The 23159-nt window shown below is 60.5% G+C and carries 15 protein-coding genes and 1 tRNA gene; 11 read left to right on the top strand and 5 right to left on the bottom strand.

Going from position 1 to position 23159, the window contains the following annotated elements; genetic code table 11:
- Positions 1–554: 554 nt before the first annotated feature.
- Positions 555–1325 carry a 7-carboxy-7-deazaguanine synthase QueE gene (locus CRI93_RS05955; protein ID WP_141491586.1) on the bottom strand — a complete coding sequence of 257 codons (771 nt, stop codon included), beginning with the start codon at positions 1323–1325 and terminating at the stop codon, positions 555–557.
- A gap of 79 nt (positions 1326–1404) precedes the next feature.
- Positions 1405–2100 (bottom strand): 7-cyano-7-deazaguanine synthase QueC, encoded by a 696-nt coding sequence (gene queC, locus CRI93_RS05960; RefSeq protein ID WP_098061710.1) that lies wholly within the window; start codon positions 2098–2100, stop codon positions 1405–1407.
- A gap of 204 nt (positions 2101–2304) precedes the next feature.
- On the opposite strand from queC, the gene CRI93_RS05965 reads away from it, so the two are divergent.
- From CRI93_RS05965 to CRI93_RS05985, 5 genes are all read left to right on the top strand, one after another.
- Positions 2305–2393: transfer RNA gene (locus CRI93_RS05965), tRNA-Ser, on the top strand.
- Positions 2394–2765: 372 nt separating this feature from the next.
- The gene (locus CRI93_RS05970) at positions 2766–4106 is read left to right on the top strand and encodes a TolC family protein (protein ID WP_176521729.1); all 1341 of its coding nucleotides are present in this window, start codon (positions 2766–2768) and stop codon (positions 4104–4106) included.
- Positions 4107–4148: 42 nt separating this feature from the next.
- Positions 4149–5471 carry an efflux RND transporter periplasmic adaptor subunit gene (locus CRI93_RS05975; protein ID WP_098061712.1) on the top strand — a complete coding sequence of 441 codons (1323 nt, stop codon included), beginning with the start codon at positions 4149–4151 and terminating at the stop codon, positions 5469–5471.
- 48 nt (positions 5472–5519) lie between these two features.
- Entirely contained in the window at positions 5520–6284 is a 765-nt protein-coding gene (locus CRI93_RS05980; RefSeq protein WP_098061713.1) for an ABC transporter ATP-binding protein, read from the top strand.
- 45 nt (positions 6285–6329) lie between these two features.
- Positions 6330–6833, top strand: a complete 504-nt coding sequence (locus CRI93_RS05985) for a hypothetical protein (RefSeq protein WP_098061714.1) — start codon at positions 6330–6332, stop codon at positions 6831–6833.
- Positions 6834–6844: 11 nt separating this feature from the next.
- Here the strand turns inward: CRI93_RS05985 and CRI93_RS05990 are convergent, their stop codons facing one another.
- Positions 6845–9280 carry a TonB-dependent receptor gene (locus tag CRI93_RS05990; RefSeq protein ID WP_245850354.1) on the bottom strand — a complete coding sequence of 812 codons (2436 nt, stop codon included), beginning with the start codon at positions 9278–9280 and terminating at the stop codon, positions 6845–6847.
- Between the two features lie 326 nt (positions 9281–9606).
- Between CRI93_RS05990 and CRI93_RS05995 the strand changes: the two genes are divergently transcribed.
- Positions 9607–11640 carry a S9 family peptidase gene (locus CRI93_RS05995; RefSeq protein ID WP_176521730.1) on the top strand — a complete coding sequence of 678 codons (2034 nt, stop codon included), beginning with the start codon at positions 9607–9609 and terminating at the stop codon, positions 11638–11640.
- 536 nt (positions 11641–12176) lie between these two features.
- Here CRI93_RS05995 and CRI93_RS06000 read toward each other — a convergent pair.
- Positions 12177–12809 carry a hypothetical protein gene (locus CRI93_RS06000; RefSeq protein ID WP_141491587.1) on the bottom strand — a complete coding sequence of 211 codons (633 nt, stop codon included), beginning with the start codon at positions 12807–12809 and terminating at the stop codon, positions 12177–12179.
- A gap of 729 nt (positions 12810–13538) precedes the next feature.
- Here CRI93_RS06000 and CRI93_RS06005 point away from each other — a divergent pair.
- From CRI93_RS06005 to CRI93_RS06020, 4 genes are all read left to right on the top strand, one after another.
- A complete protein-coding gene (locus CRI93_RS06005) occupies positions 13539–14630 on the top strand; it encodes an NHL repeat-containing protein (protein WP_141491588.1) in 1092 nt (363 codons plus the stop codon).
- 516 nt (positions 14631–15146) lie between these two features.
- A complete protein-coding gene (uvrB, locus tag CRI93_RS06010; RefSeq protein WP_176521736.1) occupies positions 15147–17690 on the top strand; it encodes an excinuclease ABC subunit UvrB in 2544 nt (847 codons plus the stop codon).
- A gap of 273 nt (positions 17691–17963) precedes the next feature.
- The gene (tnpA, locus tag CRI93_RS15675; RefSeq protein WP_098061719.1) at positions 17964–18233 is read left to right on the top strand and encodes an IS200/IS605 family transposase; all 270 of its coding nucleotides are present in this window, start codon (positions 17964–17966) and stop codon (positions 18231–18233) included.
- A 557-nt stretch (positions 18234–18790) separates the two neighbouring features.
- Positions 18791–19990 (top strand): MFS transporter, encoded by a 1200-nt coding sequence (locus CRI93_RS06020; RefSeq protein WP_098061720.1) that lies wholly within the window; start codon positions 18791–18793, stop codon positions 19988–19990.
- A gap of 17 nt (positions 19991–20007) precedes the next feature.
- Here the strand turns inward: CRI93_RS06020 and lhgO are convergent, their stop codons facing one another.
- Complete coding sequence (gene lhgO / locus CRI93_RS06025) at positions 20008–21246, bottom strand: L-2-hydroxyglutarate oxidase (protein WP_098061721.1); 1239 nt, start codon at positions 21244–21246, stop codon at positions 20008–20010.
- 159 nt (positions 21247–21405) lie between these two features.
- Here lhgO and CRI93_RS06030 point away from each other — a divergent pair, with 159 nt between their 5' ends.
- Positions 21406–23133, top strand: coding sequence for a S8 family peptidase (locus tag CRI93_RS06030; protein WP_098061722.1), 1728 nt, complete (start codon positions 21406–21408; stop codon positions 23131–23133).
- The last annotated feature ends 26 nt before the right edge of the window (positions 23134–23159 follow it).

A 23159-nucleotide genomic window follows, 5' to 3' on the forward strand; every position in this document is an offset into this window, starting at 1 on the left:
AGACCACGGCACGTAACGAGGCGCACGGGCGCAGGTGCCGACGCGGCGTTCGATTCGGCTGTGAAGTGTGGGGGAGAGAGGATGGAGCGGTGGAGGATAGAGGATGGAGAGATAACGGACCAGCGGTTATCCTCATACCAAATCTGGTGGCAGGATTGCGGTGAAGACATACGCAGTTGTAGCTCACACATGTCATCTCGTCGCGGGGCTCTGCCCCGTGACGTGGCCATTCAGGGGCTCCGCCCCGTTCTTTACGTTGGAAGTAGATGGTTTTCGTTCACCCGTTCACCCCTCAATAGCGATTCAACGCTACGTGCTGGAGGAAATATGCCCGTAGCCGGAGAACCTGCACCGAATGCTATCGGTGCTGGGAGCGCCGCCTGGCGCGGACGTCTCCGGCGGGACGGGCGTAGGCGAGCGGGGTACCTTGTGCCGAATGCTTTCGATACCGTTGACCCCAGGACAGATTTTTATCAGGAGAGTTGTCACTCAACGTCTGTTCACTACCCATCCTTCGATACGACCGTACACCAACGAAGCGTGCGGAGCTGGGATCACTCCACGTCGAGCACTTTGTGGGTCTGGGTGCTGACGCTCCATTCCGGGTGTTGGGCGGCCAGGGCGACGGCCTCTTTCTGCGCCTCCTGGAGGCGCGGGCCATCTTCGGGCTGCACGTAGAGGCACCGCCGCGTTTCGCCCGCGATGGTGTGCCGGGTGCCGCGCCGCGCGAACCGCTCGTAATGGGCGGGGCGGTAGTCGGGCACAACCAGCTTCAGTTCGTCGAAGCGCTCCAGGGTGAGGTGTTCTTCAGGCAGTTTCGGGCTGCACGTGATCCAGTCCGGCGCCGAGATCTCGTCGTTTTCTGGACCTGCAAACGCCTCTGCCAGCGCGACGGTGCCGTTCGTTTCGATGGCCACAGTGTATCCGGCGGCGTGCATCGCCTCAATGAGAGCAGCGTCGGCCTGCAAGAACGGCTCGCCGCCGGTCAGCACACAGAAGTCGATGGGGCCCCCGAGGTCGCGCATCTGCTGGGTGAGTTCGACAGCGGTGTAGGAGGTGCTGCCTTCTTTGGTGAAGTCCGTGTCGCACCAACGGGGGCAGTCGGCGCCGGTGCGCTGGGCATCGCGCTCACGATCGGCCTCGTACCCGCTCCACATGTTGCATCCGACCAGCCGCACAAACACCGCCGGACGCCCGGCCCAGAAGCCTTCGCCCTGCACTGTGGGAAAGACGTTCTTGACGCGGTAGGTGGACTCGGTTTCAGGAGAAGAAACGCGTGTGGCGTCGGGCAAGGCGACGGGACGAGTATCTGCGAGGGTATCCATATTTCTATTCTCCATCCTCCATCTTCTATTTCGCTAACTTTCTCTCCGAAACGCATCGCCTTAGCATTCGGCAGACCCGCTACACCCAGCCCTTTTCTTTTGCCTCCTCGTACCCCTTGGCGCGCAGTTTAGAGGCGGGGTTGTCGAGCTGGCCGTAGCCCCACTCGTTGAGCTGGCTGCGGTCGCCGTTGTAATCGGTGTGGCTCATGACGCGCACGGTTTCCAGCACATCACAGCCCGCCACGGTGCCAAGGTCGGCGGCCAGTTTCCAGGTTTCGGCCTTCGTGCGGTCCATCAGCGGCGTGTAGATCTGCAGGTCCGCGTCCATCGCCAGCGAGAGGCTGGTCTGCATCGCACTGATGAAGGTGCGACGGCAGTCGGGGTAGCCGGAGTAGTCGGTCTGGCACATCCCGCCCACAAGCTGCGTGATGCCCCGGTTGTACGCATAGCTGGCAGCGGTGCTCAGGAAAAGCGCATTGCGCCCCGGCACAAAGCTGGCGGGCAGGTCCTCGTTCCGAGCGTGCGGCGCGTTCATGTCCTTTCCGTGCTCTGTGAGCGCGGAGCCTTCCAGTGCGCCAGTCAGGTCGATGCAGTCGTACGGCACGCCCGCCTTGTCAGCAATCTTCCGGGCCTGCTCGACCTCCACGGCGTGTTTTTGTCCGTAGGTGAAGCCCAGCGCCTGCACCTGATCAAAGCGCTGGAGCGCCCAGAACAGGCAGGTGGTCGAGTCCTGACCTCCGGAGAACAGAACGAGGGCGGCGGAATCGGTAGGCATAGCGGGTAGAGGCGGGTTGATGCATAAGCAGAGATGCGTATGCCGGGCGCTGGGTGTGGGTTCGGGCGGTGCGTCACGCTCATGAAAACTCGCCCAACGATTGGGCTGGATCTTGCCTTAGGGCGGCGTGTTTGGTAAAATAGATGCATATTATACTTCGCATGTGCACCGTTCGTCGCAGTTACGGATTGCACGTTTCTACACGGAGGGGTGGCAGAGCCTGGTTGAATGCACTGGTCTTGAAAACCAGCAGGCCCTCGCGGGTCTCGGGGGTTCGAATCCCTCCCCCTCCGCTTCTTTTTGCATATCTTGATTTCCATATCCTGCTTCGTCCAGCGGATTGGCTCAGCAGAGAGTTCCAATCCTATGCTCCTCTGGTATTGTCTCGATAATGAGGCAGGTGTCGCTTTTCCTCTGCAGGGTTGGTCGCGTTCTCCTGAGCACACTCAACGCGAACTTGGTGCAGCCCAGGCGTCCGCTCATAACCTGGGCTGTAACATTGCAGCGCGCCGGGTCGTAGAGCGGGTGCATGAGGGCAAGTCGCGCTGCGTGTTGCAAGAACGCGCCGCAATAGCGCGCTGCGCAATACCGAAGTCCTCTGTTGTTTGCTCTTGTTCATCCTAATTGCCGACTCTATGCGCCGGTTGCTGCTCCCTTTCTGTATCTTGATCCTGCTTGTACACCTTACGCCCGTAGGGGCGCAGGCACAATCAGACGAAACCATCACGTTCGACGAAGCCGTCACCATTGCGCTCGACCAGAACACCGATCTGCAGCGCGCCATCAACGATGTGCAGCGCCAAGACGCCACGATCCGGCAGCGGCAGTTCGACTTTGGGCCGAACCTGAACCTCTCCACCAGCACCACGCGCCAGTTCGGGCGCAGCTTTAGCCAGGAAGAGGGGGCGATTGTGAACCAGACCACGGATATCTTCCGGGTCAACGCCAACTCCAGCATTACGGTGTTCGACGGGTTCAACAACATCGCATCGCTGCGGGAGGCCAACCGGCAGGGCGAGGCCAGCGAGCTGAATCTGGAGCGCACGCGCCAAGATGTCGTGTTTACCGTGATGGAGCAGTACATCGCGCTGTCGCAGAGCAAGCAAGAGGTTGAGGTGCGCCGGGGTGAGGTCGAGTTTCAGGAGCAGCAGCTGGAGCAGATCCAGGAGTTTGTAGATGCGGGGGCACGGCCCACCTCCGACCTGTTCCAGGCCGAGGCCGATCTGGCGCAGGCCGAGCAGCAGCTCTTGCAGGCCCAGCGCGAGGTGGAGGTCAACAACACGCGTCTCATCCAAACGCTGCAGCTTGATCCGTTTGGGACCTACACCTTTGAGGCGCCCGACGTTGATCCGGCAGCGCTTGAGATGCGCGAGTACGCGATCTCGGAGATGCTCGACAACGCCTTCGACCGTCGTGTGGATCTGCGGGCGCAAGAGGCCAACGTGCGGGCCTCGGAAGCGGGCGTTCGCATCGCACAGTCCAACTACTGGCCGTCGCTCTCGGTGAACATGGGCTACGGCTCCAACTGGTCGAGCACGGTAGGTGCCCTGCCGGGCAACACCGATCCCTCGTTCTTCGATGTGCTCGACTCGCGCCGGGGCGGCAACATTGGGTTCTCGCTGTCTTTCCCGATCTTTGACCGCTTGCAGCGCCGCACGCAAACCGCCCAGGCCCGTGCTAATGTGCGCGAAGCCGAGTACGCCCTGCAAGATCGGCGCCAGACGGTGGCTTTGCAGGTGCGCCAGGCCATTCTCGACTACCGCAACGCCCAGAAGCAGTTGGAGGCCGCCGAGTCGCGGTTGGAGTCGGCCCGCCGTCTGCGCAACGCAGCGCAAGAGCGCTATAACCTGGGCAGTGCCTCTATCGTCGAGCTGTCGCAGGCCACGCGCGACTTTACCGATGCGGCCAGCGCCAAAGTACAGGCCGAGTTCGACGTCGCCTTCCAGCAAAAGCGGATTGCCTACCAGATGGGCACGCTTAGCCCCGATGCCCCGCTCGCTGAGTAGCGCCACACCCTCTTTTCTTTTCCTTAACATCTGTTCTATACAATGCGTCGCACATTATACATTGCTGGCGGAGTCCTCATCGTGCTTATCATTCTTGGCACCGCAGGGCGGTTTATGGGCTGGTTTGGAGCCGAAGGCGAAGGCGTAGCGGTCCAAGCGGAAGCCGCAGAAGCCCGCACCATTACGCAAGTGGTTACGGCCTTCGGGCGTGCCCAGCCCGAGGTGGAGGTCACCATCAGCCCTGACGTGTCGGGCGAGATTGTGGAACTGAACGTGCGCGAGGGCGCCGACGTGCAGGAGGGCGACGTGCTCTTGCGCCTCCGCCCCGATACCTATGAGGCCCAGTTGGAGCGCACTCGGGCCGAACTGAACCGGGCCCAGGCTACCCTGTCTGAGCGCGAGGCTGACTCCTTGCAAACACGCCTGGAGTTTGAACGCCAGCAGCGCCTTTTTGAGCGCGAGGTTATTCCCGAAAGCGAATACCAGGCTGCCGAATCCGCCTATAAACAGGCTGTAGCCCGGCTGCAGGCGGCGCGCTTTCAGGTGCAGAGCGCCATGGCCAGCCTCCGAGACGCGCGCGAACAGCTCCAGAAAACGACCATCTACGCGCCCATGAGCGGCACCGTGAGCAAGCTGGATGTAGAGCTTGGCGAGCGCGTGGTAGGAACGTCGCAGATGGCCGGAACCGAGATGATGCGCATTGCGCGGCTGGAGCAGATGGAGATGGAGGTCGACATCAACGAGAACGACGTGGTGAACGTGAGTCTGGGCGATACCGCACGCGTTGAGGTGGATGCGTACCCCGATCGCTCCTTCCGGGGCACCGTCACCGAAATTGCGAACTCCGCTCGCGTAAGCGGCGAGGGCACGCAGGAGCAGGTCACCAACTTCCCGGTCAAGATTCGGCTGCTCGACGCGCACAACGAAAATGCAGGCACCGTGATGACCGGACCCGAGGGCGGCATTGCCAGTGCCGAAGACGGCACGCCCACCGAACCGGCCCCCGTCATCCGTCCGGGCATGAGCGGCGCTGTCGACATCTCTACGCATACGGTGTCCGATGCGGTGTCAGTGCCCATTCAGGCCGTCACGGTGCGTAACCTGAACGAGGAGAGCGATGCCGATCGCCGCAGCGAGGAGGCTATGCGCCGCGTCGTGTTTATTGCCGATGGCGACACCGCTCGCGTACGCCAGGTGGACACCGGCATTGCCGACGATGCCTTCATCGAGGTGCGCGCGGGGCTGGAGCCGGGCGAGCGTGTGGTTACCGGGCCGTACAGTGCGGTCAGTCGCGAGCTTGAAGGGGGCACGGCCATCACGATCGAGGAGCGTCCCGGACCCGGCGTACGCACGGCCTCGCGATAGCTGCAGCCGGTCGCCTCCCCCTGTACTTCTAACGTTTGGATTCCGCATATGACCGCTTCTGTAGACCCTACTACCGCCCCGGCTTCCGCATCTACGGCCACCGGACCGCTCATCCAGATTGCGGGCCTCAAGAAGCGCTACGTAATGGGTAGCGAGGAGGTATGGGCGCTCGACGGCATTGACCTGACGATTGAAGAGGGCGAGTACGTAGCCATCATGGGGCCGTCGGGATCGGGGAAATCCACCTTCATGAACATGCTCGGCTGCCTCGACACCCCTACCAGTGGCACGTACCTGCTGAATGACAGCGACGTAAGCACGTACTCTGACGATGAACTGGCCGAGATCCGCAACCGCGAAATCGGCTTTATCTTCCAGACCTTCAACCTGCTGCCGCGCGTCGACTGCTTGCGTAACGTGGAGCTGCCGCTCATCTACGCCGGCATGAAGCAGTCCGAGCGCCGCGAACGGGCTGCCGAGGCACTTCGCAAAGTAGGCCTGGGCGACCGTATGGACCATAAGCCGAACGAACTCTCGGGCGGGCAGCGCCAGCGCGTGGCTACGGCCCGTGCGCTCGTGAACACCCCGTCCATCATCCTCGCCGACGAGCCCACCGGCAACCTCGACACCGAAACGGGCAACGAGATCATGCGTCTCTTTGAGCAGCTTCACCGCCAGGGCAACACGCTCCTGGTTGTCACGCACGAGGAAGACATCGCCCAGCACGCGCGCCGCATTCTGCGCCTCCGCGATGGCAAGCTGGAGCACGACACGCTTGTAGAGCATCCCACACTTGAGCACGAAACGCTGTAGCAGCCCCACAGCTGTTTTATTTGGGATACACCAAAGCATCCCTTTATGACCGATATTCTGATGTGGGCCTCCATAGCCATGGTTTTGTTTGTAGGCCTGTCTGCCGGAGGCGACGCCCGTGCCCGCTCCGCCGATTCGTTGCAAGTTGCGGTGCACGCAGCCTCGGATCAGGCCGTGGACGGGTGGACGATGCTCGTTCCCGATGCCCTGCCTGCGGGCAGCCCCAACGACACGCTCTGGATCAGCCCCGAAACCGTGGCCCTGACCCCGGCAGCGTGGAAGCGCCTTACGTTCCGCATGGAAAACCAGCGCCCTGTCCTGACCGTGGTGCCCGGTCCCAACGAGCAAGGCGCGCTGCGCACGCTCCTGCGCGATGCGCCGGGTGCGCACCTGGTCGTGCGGCTGAACGGTGGCGTGCAGTACGCCACGCCCGTGCTTTCTATTGAAGGCACCACGCGCAGCCTCAAACTCATGGACCTTGCGCCCGAAGAAGCCGCCCAACTGGCGCGTGAATGGCAGCAGGCACACCAGTCAGCAGCACGTCCGTAGTCGGTAGCGGCTTAGTAGCGGCCGCCGCCGCGCTCGGGACCGTCATTGTCGCCCGAGCCAAAGGTGTACTGAAAGCTTAGCGTGACCTCTCGGCGTCCCCACTCGAAGTTCGACTGCTGGTAGATGTCGTTGTCGCGGTACCAGATGCCCACGTTTGTGTTGTTAAACAGGTCATCCACGCGCAGCGTAAGGCTGCCGTTGCCCGAGAAGAGCGACTGCTGCAGTGCCACCTCGGTGCTCGAAAATGCGTCGATGCGGCCCTCGGGTGGAATGTCGCGCGCCGGACGGTAGAACTGGTTGAGTTCGGCCTGCAGCCCATCGCGCAGTTCGGTGCGCAGATTAGCGCGGCCCGAGAACAAGATCGCATCCTGGCTGCGGTCGGTCGTTAAGTTTGAACCGTCGGTTACGGCGCGGTACACGTTGCTGCTCAGCGTGCCCTCCACACCGGCGTAGTTGAACGTAGCCACAAACTCGGCGCCGTACGAGGTGCTCGATGACAGGTTTTCAGCCCGCCGCACAATGACAGTACGTCCGCTGTCGGTTGTCTCCTCGCGGGTTACGTCCTCGATCTCGTTTACGGTGTGGCGCACGTATGGCGTGGCCGTAAGCGATCCAAAGCCCCACCGTTGCGTGCCCGTCAGCTCAAACGAGTGGATGTATTCGGGGTCGAGGCCGGGGTTGCCCTCGTTGCGGAACGTGGGATTCTCGTTATCGTCGAGCGGATTGATGTCCCACAGGTTGGGACGGTCGACCCGTTTGCTGTACGAAATACGCGCTTGCCGCCGTTCATTCGGGCTGTACGACAGGAAGACACTCGGGTAGAAGCTCACGTACGACTGATCGGTGCGCTCATTCTGGCTGCTGAGGTTAAAGTCGGTGTTCACGGTTTCGGCGCGTAGGCCCGTCTCCAGCTCAAAGTCGCCAAAGCCCCGGCGCAAAATGCCGTACCCGGCATGGATGATCTCGTCGAAGACGAAGGTCGTCTCGGTGCCGTCGTACGTCTGGTCGCTGTCGAGGCGGCGCAGCGTGCCCTGATAGCCGGTTTCCATCTCCATCTCAAGCGCACCCAGCGGACGCGTATAATCGACTTCGAGCGTGCCCTCTTGCTCGTCTTCGTTAACGACATCGAGTTCCTGGCCGCGCGGCGTGTCGAGGCGATTGCCGTTTTCAATATCGTAGATGGTGTACGTGCCATCCTCGGTCTCGAAGTCGCGGTCGTAACGGATCTGACTGCGCAGCGTATGGTCGTCGGTAAAGTTGTGGTTGAACGTCAGGCGTCCGTTGACGCTCTCATCAGAGGAGCTGTTGTCGAGTACACGGACGTAGCGATCGGTGCGGTCATCTGACGTGAAGCTACCTGTGTACTCGCCGTAGCGGCTCTCCCCATCTTCGATGTCGCGGCGCAGGCTGAGCGTGGTTTCCAGATCGAGCGAGGTGGCCTCGGTAAAGCGATAGCCCATCTGCGTGTTGAGCGACTGCGAGCGGTCGAGTTCGCGCTCGGTTCCCACCTGGTCAATCCAGCGGTTGGGGGCGTCGTCGTTGAGCTGCTCCACGAGGCGAGAGTCGGTATCCTCCTCGCGGTCGCGGCGGATGGAGTAGTTGGCCAGGAAGTTGAAGCCGCCGCCCTGGTAGCCTACGTTGCCCGATGCATTGCCGCCATAGTCGTTGTTCACATCGCGTCCGCCGCTAAGCAGCGCCCCGCCGTTCCAGCCGGTATTCAGGTTGCGGTCGAGCACAATGTTGATGATGCCCGCCATGCCCTCGGGCTCGTAGCGCGCTGATGGATTCGGGATGACCTCCACGCGCTGCACGGCATCGGCAGGAATGCTCTGCAGGTAGCCCACGAGGCTTTCGCCCTCCAGCGACGCCGGCTCGCCGTTAATCTGGAGCGTTACGCTCTCGTTGCCGCGCAGGCTGATGCTGCCGTCAATGTCGATTTGAATGGAGGGCAGCGTGCCCAGCACGGTGCGCGCCGATCCGCCTGCGCTTACCGCCCGGTCGGCGGTGTTGTAGGTGGTCCGGTCGGTCTCGATCTCGGCTGCCGGACGCTGCGCCGTAACTTCGACCTCGCCGACCTGCCTGGTTTCAGGGTTCAGGCCAATCGTGCCTACATCATTGGGCGGGGTCTGCGCCGTTACCTCTTCGAGGCGCCGATTGTCGTATCCCACAAAACTAATGCGTAGCGTATAGGGCCCGGTATCGGGCGTTTCGATAGTGAACGCGCCCTCCGCATCGGTGGCCGCGCCGGTAACCATGGTCGAGTCGGAGGCGGTTTCCTGCCACACTGCGACAGTAGCTCCTGCCAGGGGCGTATCCGTTTCGGCATCCAGGATGCGCCCGGTAAGAGCAGGCGACTGCGCTTGCGCCGCTGCAGGCATACGTAGCCCTGCAAGCAGGATTAGGCAGGCGGCTCCTGCAAGAAGTAAGGAGTGCGTGTAGCGTAGCATACAAGGGGGAGGCGTCGGTTCGATAATAACAAATCGGTGATGGCGAAGCGGGATGCATGCGTGCGTGTACATGCATTGTGCTGCATAAAAGGTGGCCTGAATATAATAAGATGCACATACGTGTCACGGATGCACCATGCCTAACGGGATAGTAACAGTCCGCCGTGTAACGACGACCGCCTGCAGTGTGGAACGGGGGCTTACACGAGCGATAGGATTCCTTATGCGGTCCGTTCGTAAGCGCTTTGCAAGCGTAAGCGACCCCGCAACATGTGCTATGATACGCCACCCTCTATTCACGAATCGAAACGCCCATGATACCGACAATGACACGACATGCATCCCGCCTGCTGCTGATGCTGGTGGCGGTGGGGCTGTGGAGCCTCCCGATGCCGAGTGCAGCTCAGGGGCTTACGCCCATGCAAGAAGCGATGCTGCAATCGGTAAGCAACACGACCGTGGATGCGGAAGGCGACTTCATCGCCTTCACGCGTACCCAGCCGGTAGACCCGCGTGAAGAGAATGCCTCCCCGGCAAGTCACCTGTTTGCGCTTGATACCGACACCGGCGAGGAGGAAGCGCTCTACACCGAGGGCTCGGTCGGCAACATTACGTTTCGGCCCGAGCACGGCACGCTCACCTTCTTGACTGCTCGCGACGGCGATAACGGCCGCGCGCTCTACGAAATGGATCCAGAGACAGGCGAGATGACCCAGCTCTACGCCTTCGACCGCTCTATGATTTCGTACGCATGGGCGCCCGATGGCGACCGCATCGTGTTCTCCTCGCCTGAAGAACTCGACATCTCCGAAGCGGAGCTGCCTTACGAACCGAATCTGTACGAAGAGAACCGTCCGAACCGCCTGGCCTACACGGTCGACGTGACGGCGGAGGCCGAGGCCCAGCGGCTCAACGTAGAAGGCACGGTCTATCTGATGAACTGGAGCCCGAGCGGCGACCGCCTTGCGATAACCGTAGCGCCCTCGCCCGAGGTGGATGACTTCTACATGGCGCAGAGTGTCGTGATTGTTGATGCCGGGTCGGGCAACGTAACGGCTGACATTGACAACGAAGGTAAAATCGGACAGATCGAGTGGAGTCCGAGCGGCGATCGCCTGGCCCTGCGCGCGGGGCACGACCTGCACGATCCGACCGACGGACGCATTATGGTTGTGGGCGCAGCAGACAGTGCCACGCCCGAAAATATCTTCCCCGAGTTTGAGGGTAAGTTTGAGCAGATTGCGTGGACGGGCGACGACACCATTCACTTTCTGGCCAGTGAGAGCGTCGAAACCTCGTTTGGCACCATCGCGCCCAACGGCACCAACTTTACGCGCCGCGTGGAGCTGGGCGGTCCCATCATGACGAGCTTTGCGCCCACGGCCAATGGCGAAGTGGCCTTCACCGCGCACACGCCGTCGCATCCCCCCGAAGTGTACTGGCTCGGTACCGATGCCGACACGCCCGAGCGCATGACGACCTCGAACCCCGAGCTTGCCGACATCGAGATGGGCGAGCAGCGCGTGGTCAGCTACACCGCTGCCGACGGCCAGTTCACTATTGACGGCTTGCTCATTCTGCCCGTTGACTACGAGGCGGGCACGCAGGTACCGGTCATTACCGTGGTGCATGGCGGACCCGAAGCGCACTACAGTAACGGCTGGCTCACGCGCTACTCCGATCCCGGACAGATGGGCGCGGCGCAGGGCTTTGCGGTGTTCTACCCGAACTACCGTGGCAGCACGGGGCGCGGCATCGACTTTACGTACAGCAGTCAGGGCGACCTGGCCGGACGCGAGTTTGACGACATCGTAGACGGTGTCGACTTCCTGATCGACGAAGGCATTGCTGATCCCGACCGCGTGGGCGTGACCGGCGGCTCGTACGGCGGCTACGCTACGGCGTGGATGAGCACGTACTACACCGAGCGCTTTGCTGCTGGCGTGATGAACGTGGGCATCAGCAACAACATCTCGAAATGGGGCACGAGCGACATTCCCGAAGAGCTGTTCCTGGTGCATGCCCGCAGCCGCATCTGGAATAGCTGGATGGATATGCTGAAGCGCAGCCCGGTCTATCATGCGGGGCAGGCCAACACGCCGCTGCTCATTGCCCACGGCGAGGAAGACACGCGCGTACATCCGGCGCAGTCGATGGAGCTGTACCGTCACATCAAAGTGCGCCGCCCCGACGTGCCGCTGCGCATGGTGACGTACCCGAACGAGGGCCACGGCTACGGGCGCTCCACCGCGCAGCTCGACTACACCCTGCGCATGATGCGCTGGTTTGATACCTACCTGAACGGCAGTGCCACCACGCCGCTTCCAGAGGGTGCTGTGTCGGTTGAGGACGCAGAGTAAGCCGCTCAACCGCGGGCAAATGAGCATTCGCTTTTTGGTAGCAGTTCAATGCTAAGCGATAGAAGGAATGGGCCTGTAGCCGGAGAGCCTGCACCGAATGCTATCGGTGCTGGGAGCGCCCCCGGCGCGGACGTCTCCGGCGGAGGCGAACGGGGGACCGTTCGCCTCAGGAAAGGTTTTTATCAGGGGAGCCATCACTTAGCGTCTACCCACTATCGCTCTTTGATTCTCAGCCCCACCGCGTGCCTCCGTGCATGCGGTGGGGCTTTTGTAGTTGGGGGCTCATTTTTGCACGGAAGGCGCAGTGTCGGTCGAGGACGCGGAGTAAGCCGCTCAATTGCAGTCAAAGGAGCTTTAACCCTTTGGGTGACAGCCCCACCGTGTGCGCTCTGCATGCGGTGGGGTTTTGTGGTTGGGGATGCGAAGGGGTTTTTATCCACTCTGAGCACTGGATCGCAACTGATTGAGTAAGCTCCTTGTACATCTCGGATGTTACAGAGCCAACAGGAAACCACAAACCTGCTCTCTCGGCGACATCAATCCTGCACATCCAGATAGCGCCGCGTCGTTTCAGACTTTACCCATGTGCCGTTATGCTTCGTCCAGTACTGCACCTCACGTGTGGTCACCGGGATACGCGCCTCGGCAACGTCATCCAGTCCGAATCCATGCCGCTCATACCCCTCAATGAACTGGGTGTTGGTCTGGGGCTCCAGCGCATAGACTGTAACCAAAACCATCATCTCGGTTGCGCTTACCCGGTTGACATCTTCGATCGTGAGCAGCTCCGGGCGCGGCACATGCTCGCGGCGCGCACCGAACCAGCGGACCATTGGGTGAGGGCCTGAGCGCTGTTCAAACGTGTGTACGTGTTTGATGCGTTCAAAAACGGCAACGAGTCGCTCGGACCCGGTCTCACGCCAGACGGATGCAGGGCTTTCGTACTGGACCAGCGTGTAGCGCTCGCGCGGTGTGCTAAACGCCGCCACGAAGTTCTGCGCATCGACGTAGGAAGTTACCTCGTCTGGAATCTCTGTGCTCGACTGGGTTTCTCCCTGTGCAAAAGCCGCGTTCAAGATGGGTGTTATGAAAAGTCCGAGCGCTACGACTACGAATATAGCGTTCCATGCGCGGCTTTGCATCTTCTCGCTTGAGTGGAAGTGTCTCATGGGTTTGTGGTTTTGTTAGCTATTGATCGTTTGCGCTATATACAGGCGAAGCGCATCGGTCTTTCATAAGAATGTAAAAAAAAGTGACGGTCATGACTATTGATTGAAATTTACTGGATTGGAAATTACAGTATTGATCAAAGTTCAACATTCCAACAGGTTGTTAAAGCATCTATCTATGCGTTATCTGATTGCTATAGTTACTTGTGCCCTTTTGCCAATACTTACACCTGATTCAGCAGAGGCCCAATGCTATGATTGTGATTCTTTTGGTTGTTACTCAACTTCCCAAGGAGCAACGGGATGCGAAGAGTATGACAGTGGACTGTGCTGGGTAGAGACAGGTGACTGTGGGAGCGGAGGCAGTGCCCCTCCGATAATTCGAGTTGATGTAAATCCACATAACACCAGTTACGAAATCAAGAACATCTTAGTGAGAAGTTTTCATTTCGCAGCCTTGCTGCCATTGACGAAGAATCGTCCGCTGCAGTCCCAATCTGAGTGTGGGCAGCGCGTTGTCAAACACGAAGAAAATACTGTCCCGCGAAATGCGTCGAACGTATTAACATCTTCCGTATTGATGCCAGAAGGTAGACAGTAGTCAGGTCGGTATGCAAGCAACAATGAGCAAGAGAGTACGGCTTAGGGTCCCCCGAACCGATGAGGTATCTATCGTATCTGCTACTCTTATTTCTGGTGGCGCGTAGTGCTGTGCTCGGGTCTGTAAATGTGTCGTTTTCTAACTCCCCTGAGGAGTGGACAGCCACGCTTGATCTACGTATCGGTGAAAGGAATGATGGCGCCGATGCTTTGCTAACTACAGTCAGCGATCTGGCTGTTGGCGAAAACGGAACTATTTATGTCGTTCAACCACGCGAGTCACGTGTCCGGGTTTTTGATGCCGAGGGGGAACTTCAAGACACATGGGGAAGATCAGGTGAGGGACCGGGGGAGTTTCGAAACGCGAAAGATATCGGCTGGACTGAAGAAGCAGTGTGGGTAACAGATGTGCAACGCGTTCATCTTTTCGGTCTGGACGGAACGCCAACCCAGACGATCACTCTTCTGGCTGACATTCAGAAGGATGGACCAGGGCGGCTTGTCTCGCGTGCCCTTTTGCCTGGAAATGCCGTTCTTGCACAGAGGTTGCTGCCCAGTCGTGTCATTGCGGAGGGAGCGTACACAACGAGTGGTCTTTTTCGTATACTGCCTGCGACTGAACAAGCAGAGAAAATCGCCGATCTCTCTGTCGAAAACCGTGTGCTGGAATTAAGCAATGGGGGGCGCCTTTATGGAGAACAGCCGCTGAGCGACCACGCACTCTGGACGCTATCGCAAGATAGGGAGGACCTCATCATCATTGAGCGTGCAGTTTCCGAATTGGCAGATGAGCAAGACATCACGATTCGTCTTTACGCGTTTTCGCAGAATAGACAGCGCACACTCACGCTCCCGTATGACCCTCGTCCAGTAAGTGACAATCTCGTCAATCAACTCATTGACGAGTATATGGAGAAGCTTGCAGATGTACCGATCGAGAATGTTGAGCGCCAGCTTCGTGATCAGCTCTATCTGCCTGAACATCAGCCCCCCGTCTATGATGTAGTTGCGGGCCCACAAGATACGATCTGGCTTCGTCGCGGAATCGGGCAGGGTGAGCCTGCTCAGTGGCTGATTATCAACCACGACGGCGACCACATAGCGAGCATAACGCTTCCGGGTGCTGTGAAGCCATTGCATATCACTGACACGATGCTCTGGGCTGCAGCCACGGACGATCAGGGCGTCTCATATGTAGAGCGGTACCGAATTGAGCGATAGAAATACGTCTTCCGATGTAGCGCGCTGCAAATGTAGCAAACCCGTCGGGCACCGGCAGGGCGTGAATCTCTGCGCCGGTGTATTCGGTTTGTACAGGCTGTAGCTGCTTGCACTCTATTGCTGTATTGCCGTATGCCCACGCCCAACGACGACGCGCCCTCGCATCCCTCCCTGCCCGACCTCCCGCCGGATGCCCCCTCGGCGCCGCTTCAAGATGTCAACAACCAGTTCGACCTCGTCTCTGAGTTCACCCCGATGGGCGACCAGCCCCAGGCAATCGACGAACTCAACGACGGCCTGAAGCGGGGCGATCGTCATCAGACGCTGCTTGGCGGCACGGGTACGGGGAAAAGCCTTGGGTATGACGATCCTGTGTACGTGACTCTGCACGACAGTGGAGAACGCGTGCCCCGTGTTGAATCCATTGGGGCCTTCGTAGATGCTCAGATCGAAAAGCGTGGCGTTACGCACTATCATGCCCCCTCCAAGACCGAGGAGGTGGTGCTGCCGGAAGACGTGTGTTCAACGCTCGCATTCGATCCTGATACTGGGGAGGTTGCCCATCACCCTGTGCGAGCAGCCATTCGTCACGAAGCACCCGACACTATGTATTGCGTAACCACATCGTGTGGGCGCACCGCGACCATGACTGGCGACCATAACTTGTGGGTGCTGCGCAATGGCGAGTTACAGCTTATTGAGACTGCGGAGGCGCGCGCCACCGATCTGCTTCCAATACCGGAGCGCCTTCCCACAGGGATCCAAGGATCGCGCATGGGTGTGGGACGGAGCAAAGCCGAGAACCCTGTCGGTCGAACCCCCTCTGTCTATATTTCGCTTCGCTCCATCAGTCGCCCTACGGGCTCGTGTCGACATCTCCCCCTTGGCCAAGGGGGAGAGCCTCCAAGGAAAGAACAAGTTGCCGATAGCAAAACTGGCGCACCTGCAGTAACTGCAGAAGCATATCGAACAGCGGTCGATTCTGCGCGTGGCGATGGTGCTCCGTATCCCTCAAATATTGTTCGCTGGACCCCCATCGCCTCTGTCGAAGCCGTAGATTATGACCATCCGTACGTGTATGATCTGAGCGTCCCGGGGCCTGAGACCTTTTTGGCAGGCCAGGGAGGTATGTTCGTACACAACACTTTCACCATCGCAAACGTCATCGAGGAGGCGAACCGTCCGACGCTCGTGATGAGCCACAACAAGACACTCGCGGCGCAGCTCTATGGCGAGCTCAAGCAGTTCTTCCCCAACAACGCCGTCGAGTACTTTATCTCGTACTACGACTACTATCAGCCCGAGTCGTACATCGTCCCCAGCGACACGTATATCGAGAAAGACGTGGCCATCAACGACCGCATTGAGCGGCTGCGGCTGCGGGCCACGAGCGAACTGATTTCGGGACGCAGCGATGTGATCGTGGTCGCGAGCGTGTCGTGCATCTACGGACTCGGCTCGCCCGATGAGTTCCGCAAGGAGATCATCCAGCTGGCGCCGGGCATGGAGGTGGAGCGCGACGTGCTGCTGCGCCGCTTTGTGGATCTCTTCTACAGCCGTAACGACATCGAATTTCAGCCGGGCACCTTCCGCGTCCGCGGCGATGTGGTGGATATCTTCCCCGCCTACTTCGAGGACCGCGCCTTCCGCATCGAGTTCTGGGGGGATGAGATTGATCGTATCAGTCTGATTGATCCGACCGACGGGACCGAGGTCAATACGCTGGACGAGCATCTGACCTTGTATCCTGCGCAGATTTTTGTGACGCCCGAAGACCGTCTCGCATCCGCCATTGATAGCATTAAGGAGGAGCTGCGCTGGCGGTTGGCGGTGCTGCGCGAAGAGGGCAAGATGGTGGAGGCGCAGCGCCTGGAGCAGCGCACCATGTTCGACCTGGAGATGATGCAGGAGGTGGGCTACTGCTCCGGCATCGAGAACTACAGCCGCCACCTCACCGACAGGAAGCCGGGCGAGCGTCCGTACTGCCTGCTCGACTACTTCCCCGACGATTTCTTGCTGGTGATGGACGAGAGCCACGTCACGATTCCGCAGGTGCGTGCCATGTACAATGGCGACCGCGCCCGCAAGCTGAAGCTGGTGGAGCACGGCTTTCGGCTGCCCTCGGCGCTGGATAACCGTCCGCTCACGTTCGAGGAGTTTGAGGAGATGCACGATCAAGTCATCTACATGAGCGCCACGCCGAGCGACTACGAACTGGAGCAGAGTGGCGGCGCGTTTGTGGATCAGGTGGTGCGCCCCACGGGCATCCCCGACCCCGAAATCGACATTCGTCCGACGGATACGCAGATCGACGACCTGCTCGAAGAGATTCGCAAGCGCAGCGAGAAGAACGAGCGCGTGCTGGTGACGACCCTCACGAAGCGCATGACCGAGGACCTGGCCGACTACCTCGACAGCAACGGCGTGCGTGTGCGATGGATGCACTCAGACCTCGATGCGCTGGAACGGGTCGACATCATTCGGGGGCTGCGCCTGGGCGAGTACGATGTGCTTGTGGGCGTGAACCTCTTGCGCGAGGGGCTTGACCTGCCCGAAGTTAGCCTCGTGGCCATTCTGGATGCGGATAAGGAGGGCTTTCTGCGCAGCGAAACCTCGCTGATTCAGACGGCCGGGCGCGCAGCGCGCAACGTGGACGGCCAGGTGATTCTCTACGCCGATGAGATCACCGGTTCGATGCAGCGCATGATTGACGAAACCGAGCGCCGCCGCGAGATCCAGCTCGCCTATAACGAAGAGCACGACATCACGCCCGAGCCCATCAAGAAGTCGGTCGACGAGATCCACCGCGGTACGGCCATCGCCGATGAGAAGAATCGCGACGACCGCGAGCCCTCGAATCGCAAGCACTACGGCAGTCCCGAACAGCTTACAAGCACGGTCTCGGACCCGGTCGTGAAGTACCTGACCGACGATCAGAAGGAGGACCTCATTGAGCAGATGAAGACCGAGATGGAAGAGGCCGCTGAGAATCTCGACTTCGAGCGTGCTGCTGAACTCCGCGATAGCATTCAGGAACTGGAGGCGCAGTTGGAGGAGTGACTCTCTCTGCCGGGGACGTGCGCTGCGCTTCCAGTCCCGCTCGGGTCTATCCCTCTCGTCGCATAGCAGCACAGGCATGTCCCTTCGGGCACTGCTGCCCTGCTAACTTAGCCCAGATACTGCCCGGGACGTCCGCTCCGCTCCCAGTCCCGGGCTACAAGTCGCTAAACGCGTACAGAACGTCCCGTGCAAGATAAAAGGACGACACGTTATATTTGAGGAGGACGGCATGTCTGTAAGACACCAAAGTTGTATCTTAACAGACGCTATTCCATGCCTTACACGCGGCTTCGGTACCACTTGATTACGGCCACTCACGGGCGCTTGCCCATCATCACGCCAAACGTAGAAGCCGTGCTATATCCTGCGCTGGAAGAGGCTGCTCTAAACGCAAAGGGGCGCGTTTTACAACTTGGAGGCGTAGCAGACCACGTACACATCGTTGTTGCGCTTCAGCCTACCATGGCAGTGTCCGACTTTATGCGTGTCGTGAAGACACATAGCAGTCGAAGAGTACGCGTAGAGCAGGAGAAATCGTTTTGATGGCAGGCTGGATATGCCGCGTTTACCGCGAGTCCACACCAGATGCAGGCGTTGATCCGATACGTTGCCTGCCAGAAGCAGCATCATGCCATGGATACGATTCGTGCCGAGTACGAACTGTAACTCGCCGCTGTACGTACCGGAGACGTCCTTCCGACCGCTGTCGGAATACCAGCCCCGATAGCGTTCGGTGCACGTTCTCCGGCTACTGGAAACCCTGCTGAACTGAAGCCCCAGTAGCATGGACGCGAACGTCCCATGCGGTTTGTTCCCTCCACCGGAGACGTCCGCCGCGCTTCCAGTCTCCGGCTACTGTGCCCCACCCGAGAGCCCCTGGTAGCGCGGGACGGGAACGTCCCGCGCGGTTTGCTGCATGCGTCGCATCCCGTAAACTGAAACACCGCCGTAACACCAACGCTGCATCTACACGCGGGGGCAGCCGTTGGGGGAGGTGGCCAATTTGTCTCACAAGATGCCCGCTGCTCGTGGCTTCCTCCTCGTCCTCCGCATCCCTGTTTGGCGTTCACCCCGGTGTTATTGCACTGGGCGTCGCGCGCATGGCGGATGCGCTGGGCAACTCGTTTCTCATCATTGTGCTGCCGCTGTACGTGGCCAGCGAGTCAGTGAGCGGAGGCGCATTGGGGCTGCCGTCGTCGGTCATTTCAGGCGTCGTACTGGCGCTCTTCGGCATCGTAAGTAGCCTCACACAGCCGCTGGCAGGGCACTTCTCAGATCGCCTCGGACGCCGCCGCGCCTTCGTGCTCATTGGGCTGGGCATCTTCTGCGTTGCCAACTTCTCATTTTCGCTGGTGTCGTCGTATCCAATGCTCTTCCTGATTCGGGCGGTGCAGGGCTTTGCGGCAGCGTTTACGATTACCGCGAGTGTGGCGCTGGTCAGTGAGTTGAGCGTGGGTGGCGGACGCGGGCAGAACATGGGCATCTACAACTCCTTTCGGCTGGTGGGATTCGGAGGCGGGCCGCTCCTGGCCGGGGTTGTTCTGGAGCACGGGCCGTATACCCTACCGGGCGGGATTGCGCTCGACGGATTCACGGCCTGCTTTTACATTGCGGCGGGGGCTGCGCTTGTGAGCACGCTGATGGTGGTGGCCATGGTCGACGATCCCGAGACCACCAAACCCACCAACCGCTCTTTTGCGATTCCCGTACGCGGACACGAGCAGGCGCTCGACCCGGTGTTTTCGCTTGGCCTGGCCACCTTCATGATGACCAGTTGCATCGCCCTCATGTCCTCGATTGAGCCCGAGGTCAACACCCGCCTGGATCAGGGACCTGTGCTCTTTGCGATTCAGTTCGCCACATTTATCGGCGCGCTGGCGGTGGTGCAGCCGCTCGTAGGCCGTGCCAGCGATACGTACGGGCGCCGCACGTTTATCCTGATCGGACTGGCGGCGCTGGCCCCAACCACGCTCGCGCAGGGCCTGGTCACGACCCCTGCGCAGATGATTGGCGCACGGCTTCTGCAAGGCATCAGCGGGGCGCTCATCTTTGCCCCGGCCCTGGCGCTGGCGGGCGACCTCGCCAACGAAGGCGAGGCTGCATCTACGCTTTCGGTGCTCACCGTCGCGTTTGGACTCGGCATCTCGTTCGGACAGATTACCGCGGGCATCCTCGTGCAATACGGGTTCGTGATGCCTTTCGCCGTCGGCGCGCTTCTCGCACTCATGGGGGTAGTACTTGTCTACACACAGGTGCACGACCCCGCGTCAACAGCCGATGTGGTACCGCACGCACCCTGATGCCCCCCTGCTACGGGCTACTGTACATCCACCGGCTGTTGCTGCAGTCCCACTCGTTCGATGCGCGGTGTAAGGTACGTATCCATGATGTGGGTGCCGATCTGAAGCGACGCTGTGGCCGCGGGCGAGGCCGCATTGATGACGTTCACCACGCGGTCGGTAGCGCGGATCAAGAAGTCATCGACCAGCGTGCCGTCGCGGCGCACCGCCTGAGCGCGTACACCTGAAGGGGAGGGCACGAGGTCGTCGGACGTTACCTCGGGGATGAGGTGCTGCGCAGCCCGCACGTACGTTTCTTTGCTAAGTGACTGCACCATCTCGTAGAGTCCCTTGCGCCAGTGTTTGGCGCTGAGCTTTACGAAGCCCGGATACGTGAGCGTCTCCCACAGCTCGGGCCAGTTGACATCCGTGAAGGTGTAGCCCTCGCGGGCAAATGCTAGCACCGCGCTCGGGCCGCACTCCACGTGGCCCTCAATCATCCGCGTAAAGTGCACCCCCAAGAACGGAAAGTCGGGGTTGGGCACCGGGTAGATCAGGTTGTTGCAGAGATGCTGGCGCTCGGGCACGAGCTCGTAGTACTCGCCCCGAAACGGCACAATCTGGGCCTGCGGGTCCTGCCCACTCATCTGCGCAATCTTGTCGGCATAGAGTCCGGCACAGTTCACGACGAGCCGTCCCCGCACCGATCCGGCGGTGGTGTGACAGACCACACCGTCCGCGGTCACGTCGAGCGCCTGCACCGCTGCGCCGGTGTAGACGTCATAGCCATGCTCCTGCACCACGTGCGCCATCGCCTGCGCCATGCCAATGTAATCCACGATGCCCGAACTGGGCACATGCAGCGCCGCCACGCCCCGCGTGTGGGGCTCCAACTCACGCAGCCGCTCTGGCCCGATGCGCGTGCACGCAATCTGGTTCTTGCGCCCTTTCTCGCGGATACGCTCCAGTTCGGGCACCTCCGCGTCGGTGGCAGCCACAATCACCTTCCCGCAGACATCGTAATCCACGCCGTACTGCTCACAGAAATCTACAAGCTGCTTGCGGCCCTTACGGCAGTTTTCGGCTTTCAGCGACCCCGGCGTGTAGAAGATGCCCGAGTGGATGACGCCCGAGTTGCGCCCGGTCTGGTGCGAGGCTACAGCATCCTCCTTCTCCACAATGGCGCACCGCACACCCGGATGCGTCTGGTGGAGCTGGTAGGCCGTGGCCAACCCGACGATCCCGCCGCCAATGATCACAACGTCGTACGTATCCATAGAAACTGGGAGTTCGAGAGCAGTGTGTTGCAACGGATGAGAAACGCTTCGTCCATCTGCTTCCACGCCTGATGAAAGGGCGTGTTCGAGCTTGAACCACCCTGTTGCATCGCGGGTAGCATCACTGTTCGACCGTCTGTACTTCTATATCTCCTGCCCATGCTAACCCGCTTCTGGCGCGCTGCCGCCGTGCTTCTGCTCGTCGTTGTGCTTGGGGGATGCGCAAGCACCGCCCCGTCCGAGCCCGATGCCGCAACTTCCGAACCCGCCGCCGATATCGCTCCCCCACCTCGCTTAGCGGTGCCCGTGCCCACGCCCGACACCTTCGCCGTTACGCCCGAGCGTCCGCCCTATGCCTGGTTTCATATGGATGCCGAAGCCAACGGCCATCCCGGACTCAGCACCCATCGCGTGCACACCACGCTCCTGGCCAACCGGGCGCCGCAGCAAACGGTCACCGTTGCCATCATCGACTCGGGCGTTGACATGGAGCACGACGAACTGGCGCCCCAGCGATGGGAAAATGAGGACGAAACGCCTGAGAACGATGTGGATGACGATGCCAACAAATACGTAGACGATGCCTACGGATGGAGCTTTCTGGGCAACCCCAGCGGCGAGAACGTGAATCACGACACCTACGAGGTGACGCGGCTGTACCGCACCTATCGCACCTGGGTGGCAAGCACCGACACCACGCGGCTCTCCCCTGCCGGGCGCGACTCGCTCGACTACTTCTACACGCTGCGCAACGATTTTGAGGAGGAGCGCGACGAGGCCAAGCAGCAACTCTCAAACGTGCGCAACGCCCACAACACCGTGCAGAACGTGCTGCGCTTCCTGCGCAACGAACTCAACGTCGACGAGGTCACCCCTGCCGATGTCGCGCGCCTGGAAAAGCGCGAGGATCCGCGTCTCCAGCAGGCCTACGACATCCTGACGTTCTTCTACGATCAGGACCTGACGCCGAGCGATATCGAACAGTTTTACGACCAGGTAAGCGCGCAGGTCGAGTACGGATACAATCCCGACTTTGAGCCGCGCTCTGTTGTGGGGGATACGTACAGCGACTTCACCGAGCAGGGCTACGGCAACTCCGATGTGCACGGCCCCGATCCAGGACACGGCACCCATGTGGCCGGAATCATCGGCGCCGCTCGCGACACCACGCTCCGCATTGACGGCGTGGCCCCTGCTGTGCGTCTCATGCCAGTGCGTGCCGTGCCCGATGGTGACGAGCGGGACAAAGACGTCGCCAACGCCATTCGCTATGCGGCGAACAACGGAGCCGACATCATCAATATGAGCTTCGGTAAGGGCTACTCGCCCCAGAAAGAAATTGTCGACGATGCGGTGCGCTACGCGGATTCGCTGGGGGTGCTCATGGTGCACGCCGCAGGCAACAGCGCCCAAGATATTGACACCGAGGACAACTTCCCCACCGCGCATTACAACGACGGCGGGCGCGCCACGCACTGGATTGAGGTGGGCGCGTCGGGATGGGACGTTGAGAACGAGTTGGTCGCCTCCTTCTCCAACTACGGCGCTGAGCGTGTCGATGTGTTTGCCCCGGGCGTAGACATCTACTCCAGCACCACCGGCAACGAATACCGCTTCAACAGCGGCACCAGCATGGCTGCGCCGATGGTCTCGGGCGTTGCCGCGCTGCTGATGGCATACTACCCCGAGCTCTCGGCGCAGGAAGTGCGCGAGATCATTCTGGAGTCGGCGGTATCCTATGCCGACGAGCAGGTCACGCGTCCGATGACCGATCAGGAGGCCGAGGCCACGCAGGTTCGCTTCGGCACACTCTCATCTACAGGCAGCATTGTGAACGCGTACGAAGCCGTGCGGATGGCTGAAGAGCGCCTGCAGGCACGCGAGTAACCGGCGCATCCCCCCAAACGCATATG

It is taken from the genome of Longimonas halophila (genome assembly GCF_002554705.1).
In the GTDB taxonomy this organism is placed as follows: Bacteria; Bacteroidota; Rhodothermia; order Rhodothermales; family Salinibacteraceae; genus Longimonas; species Longimonas halophila.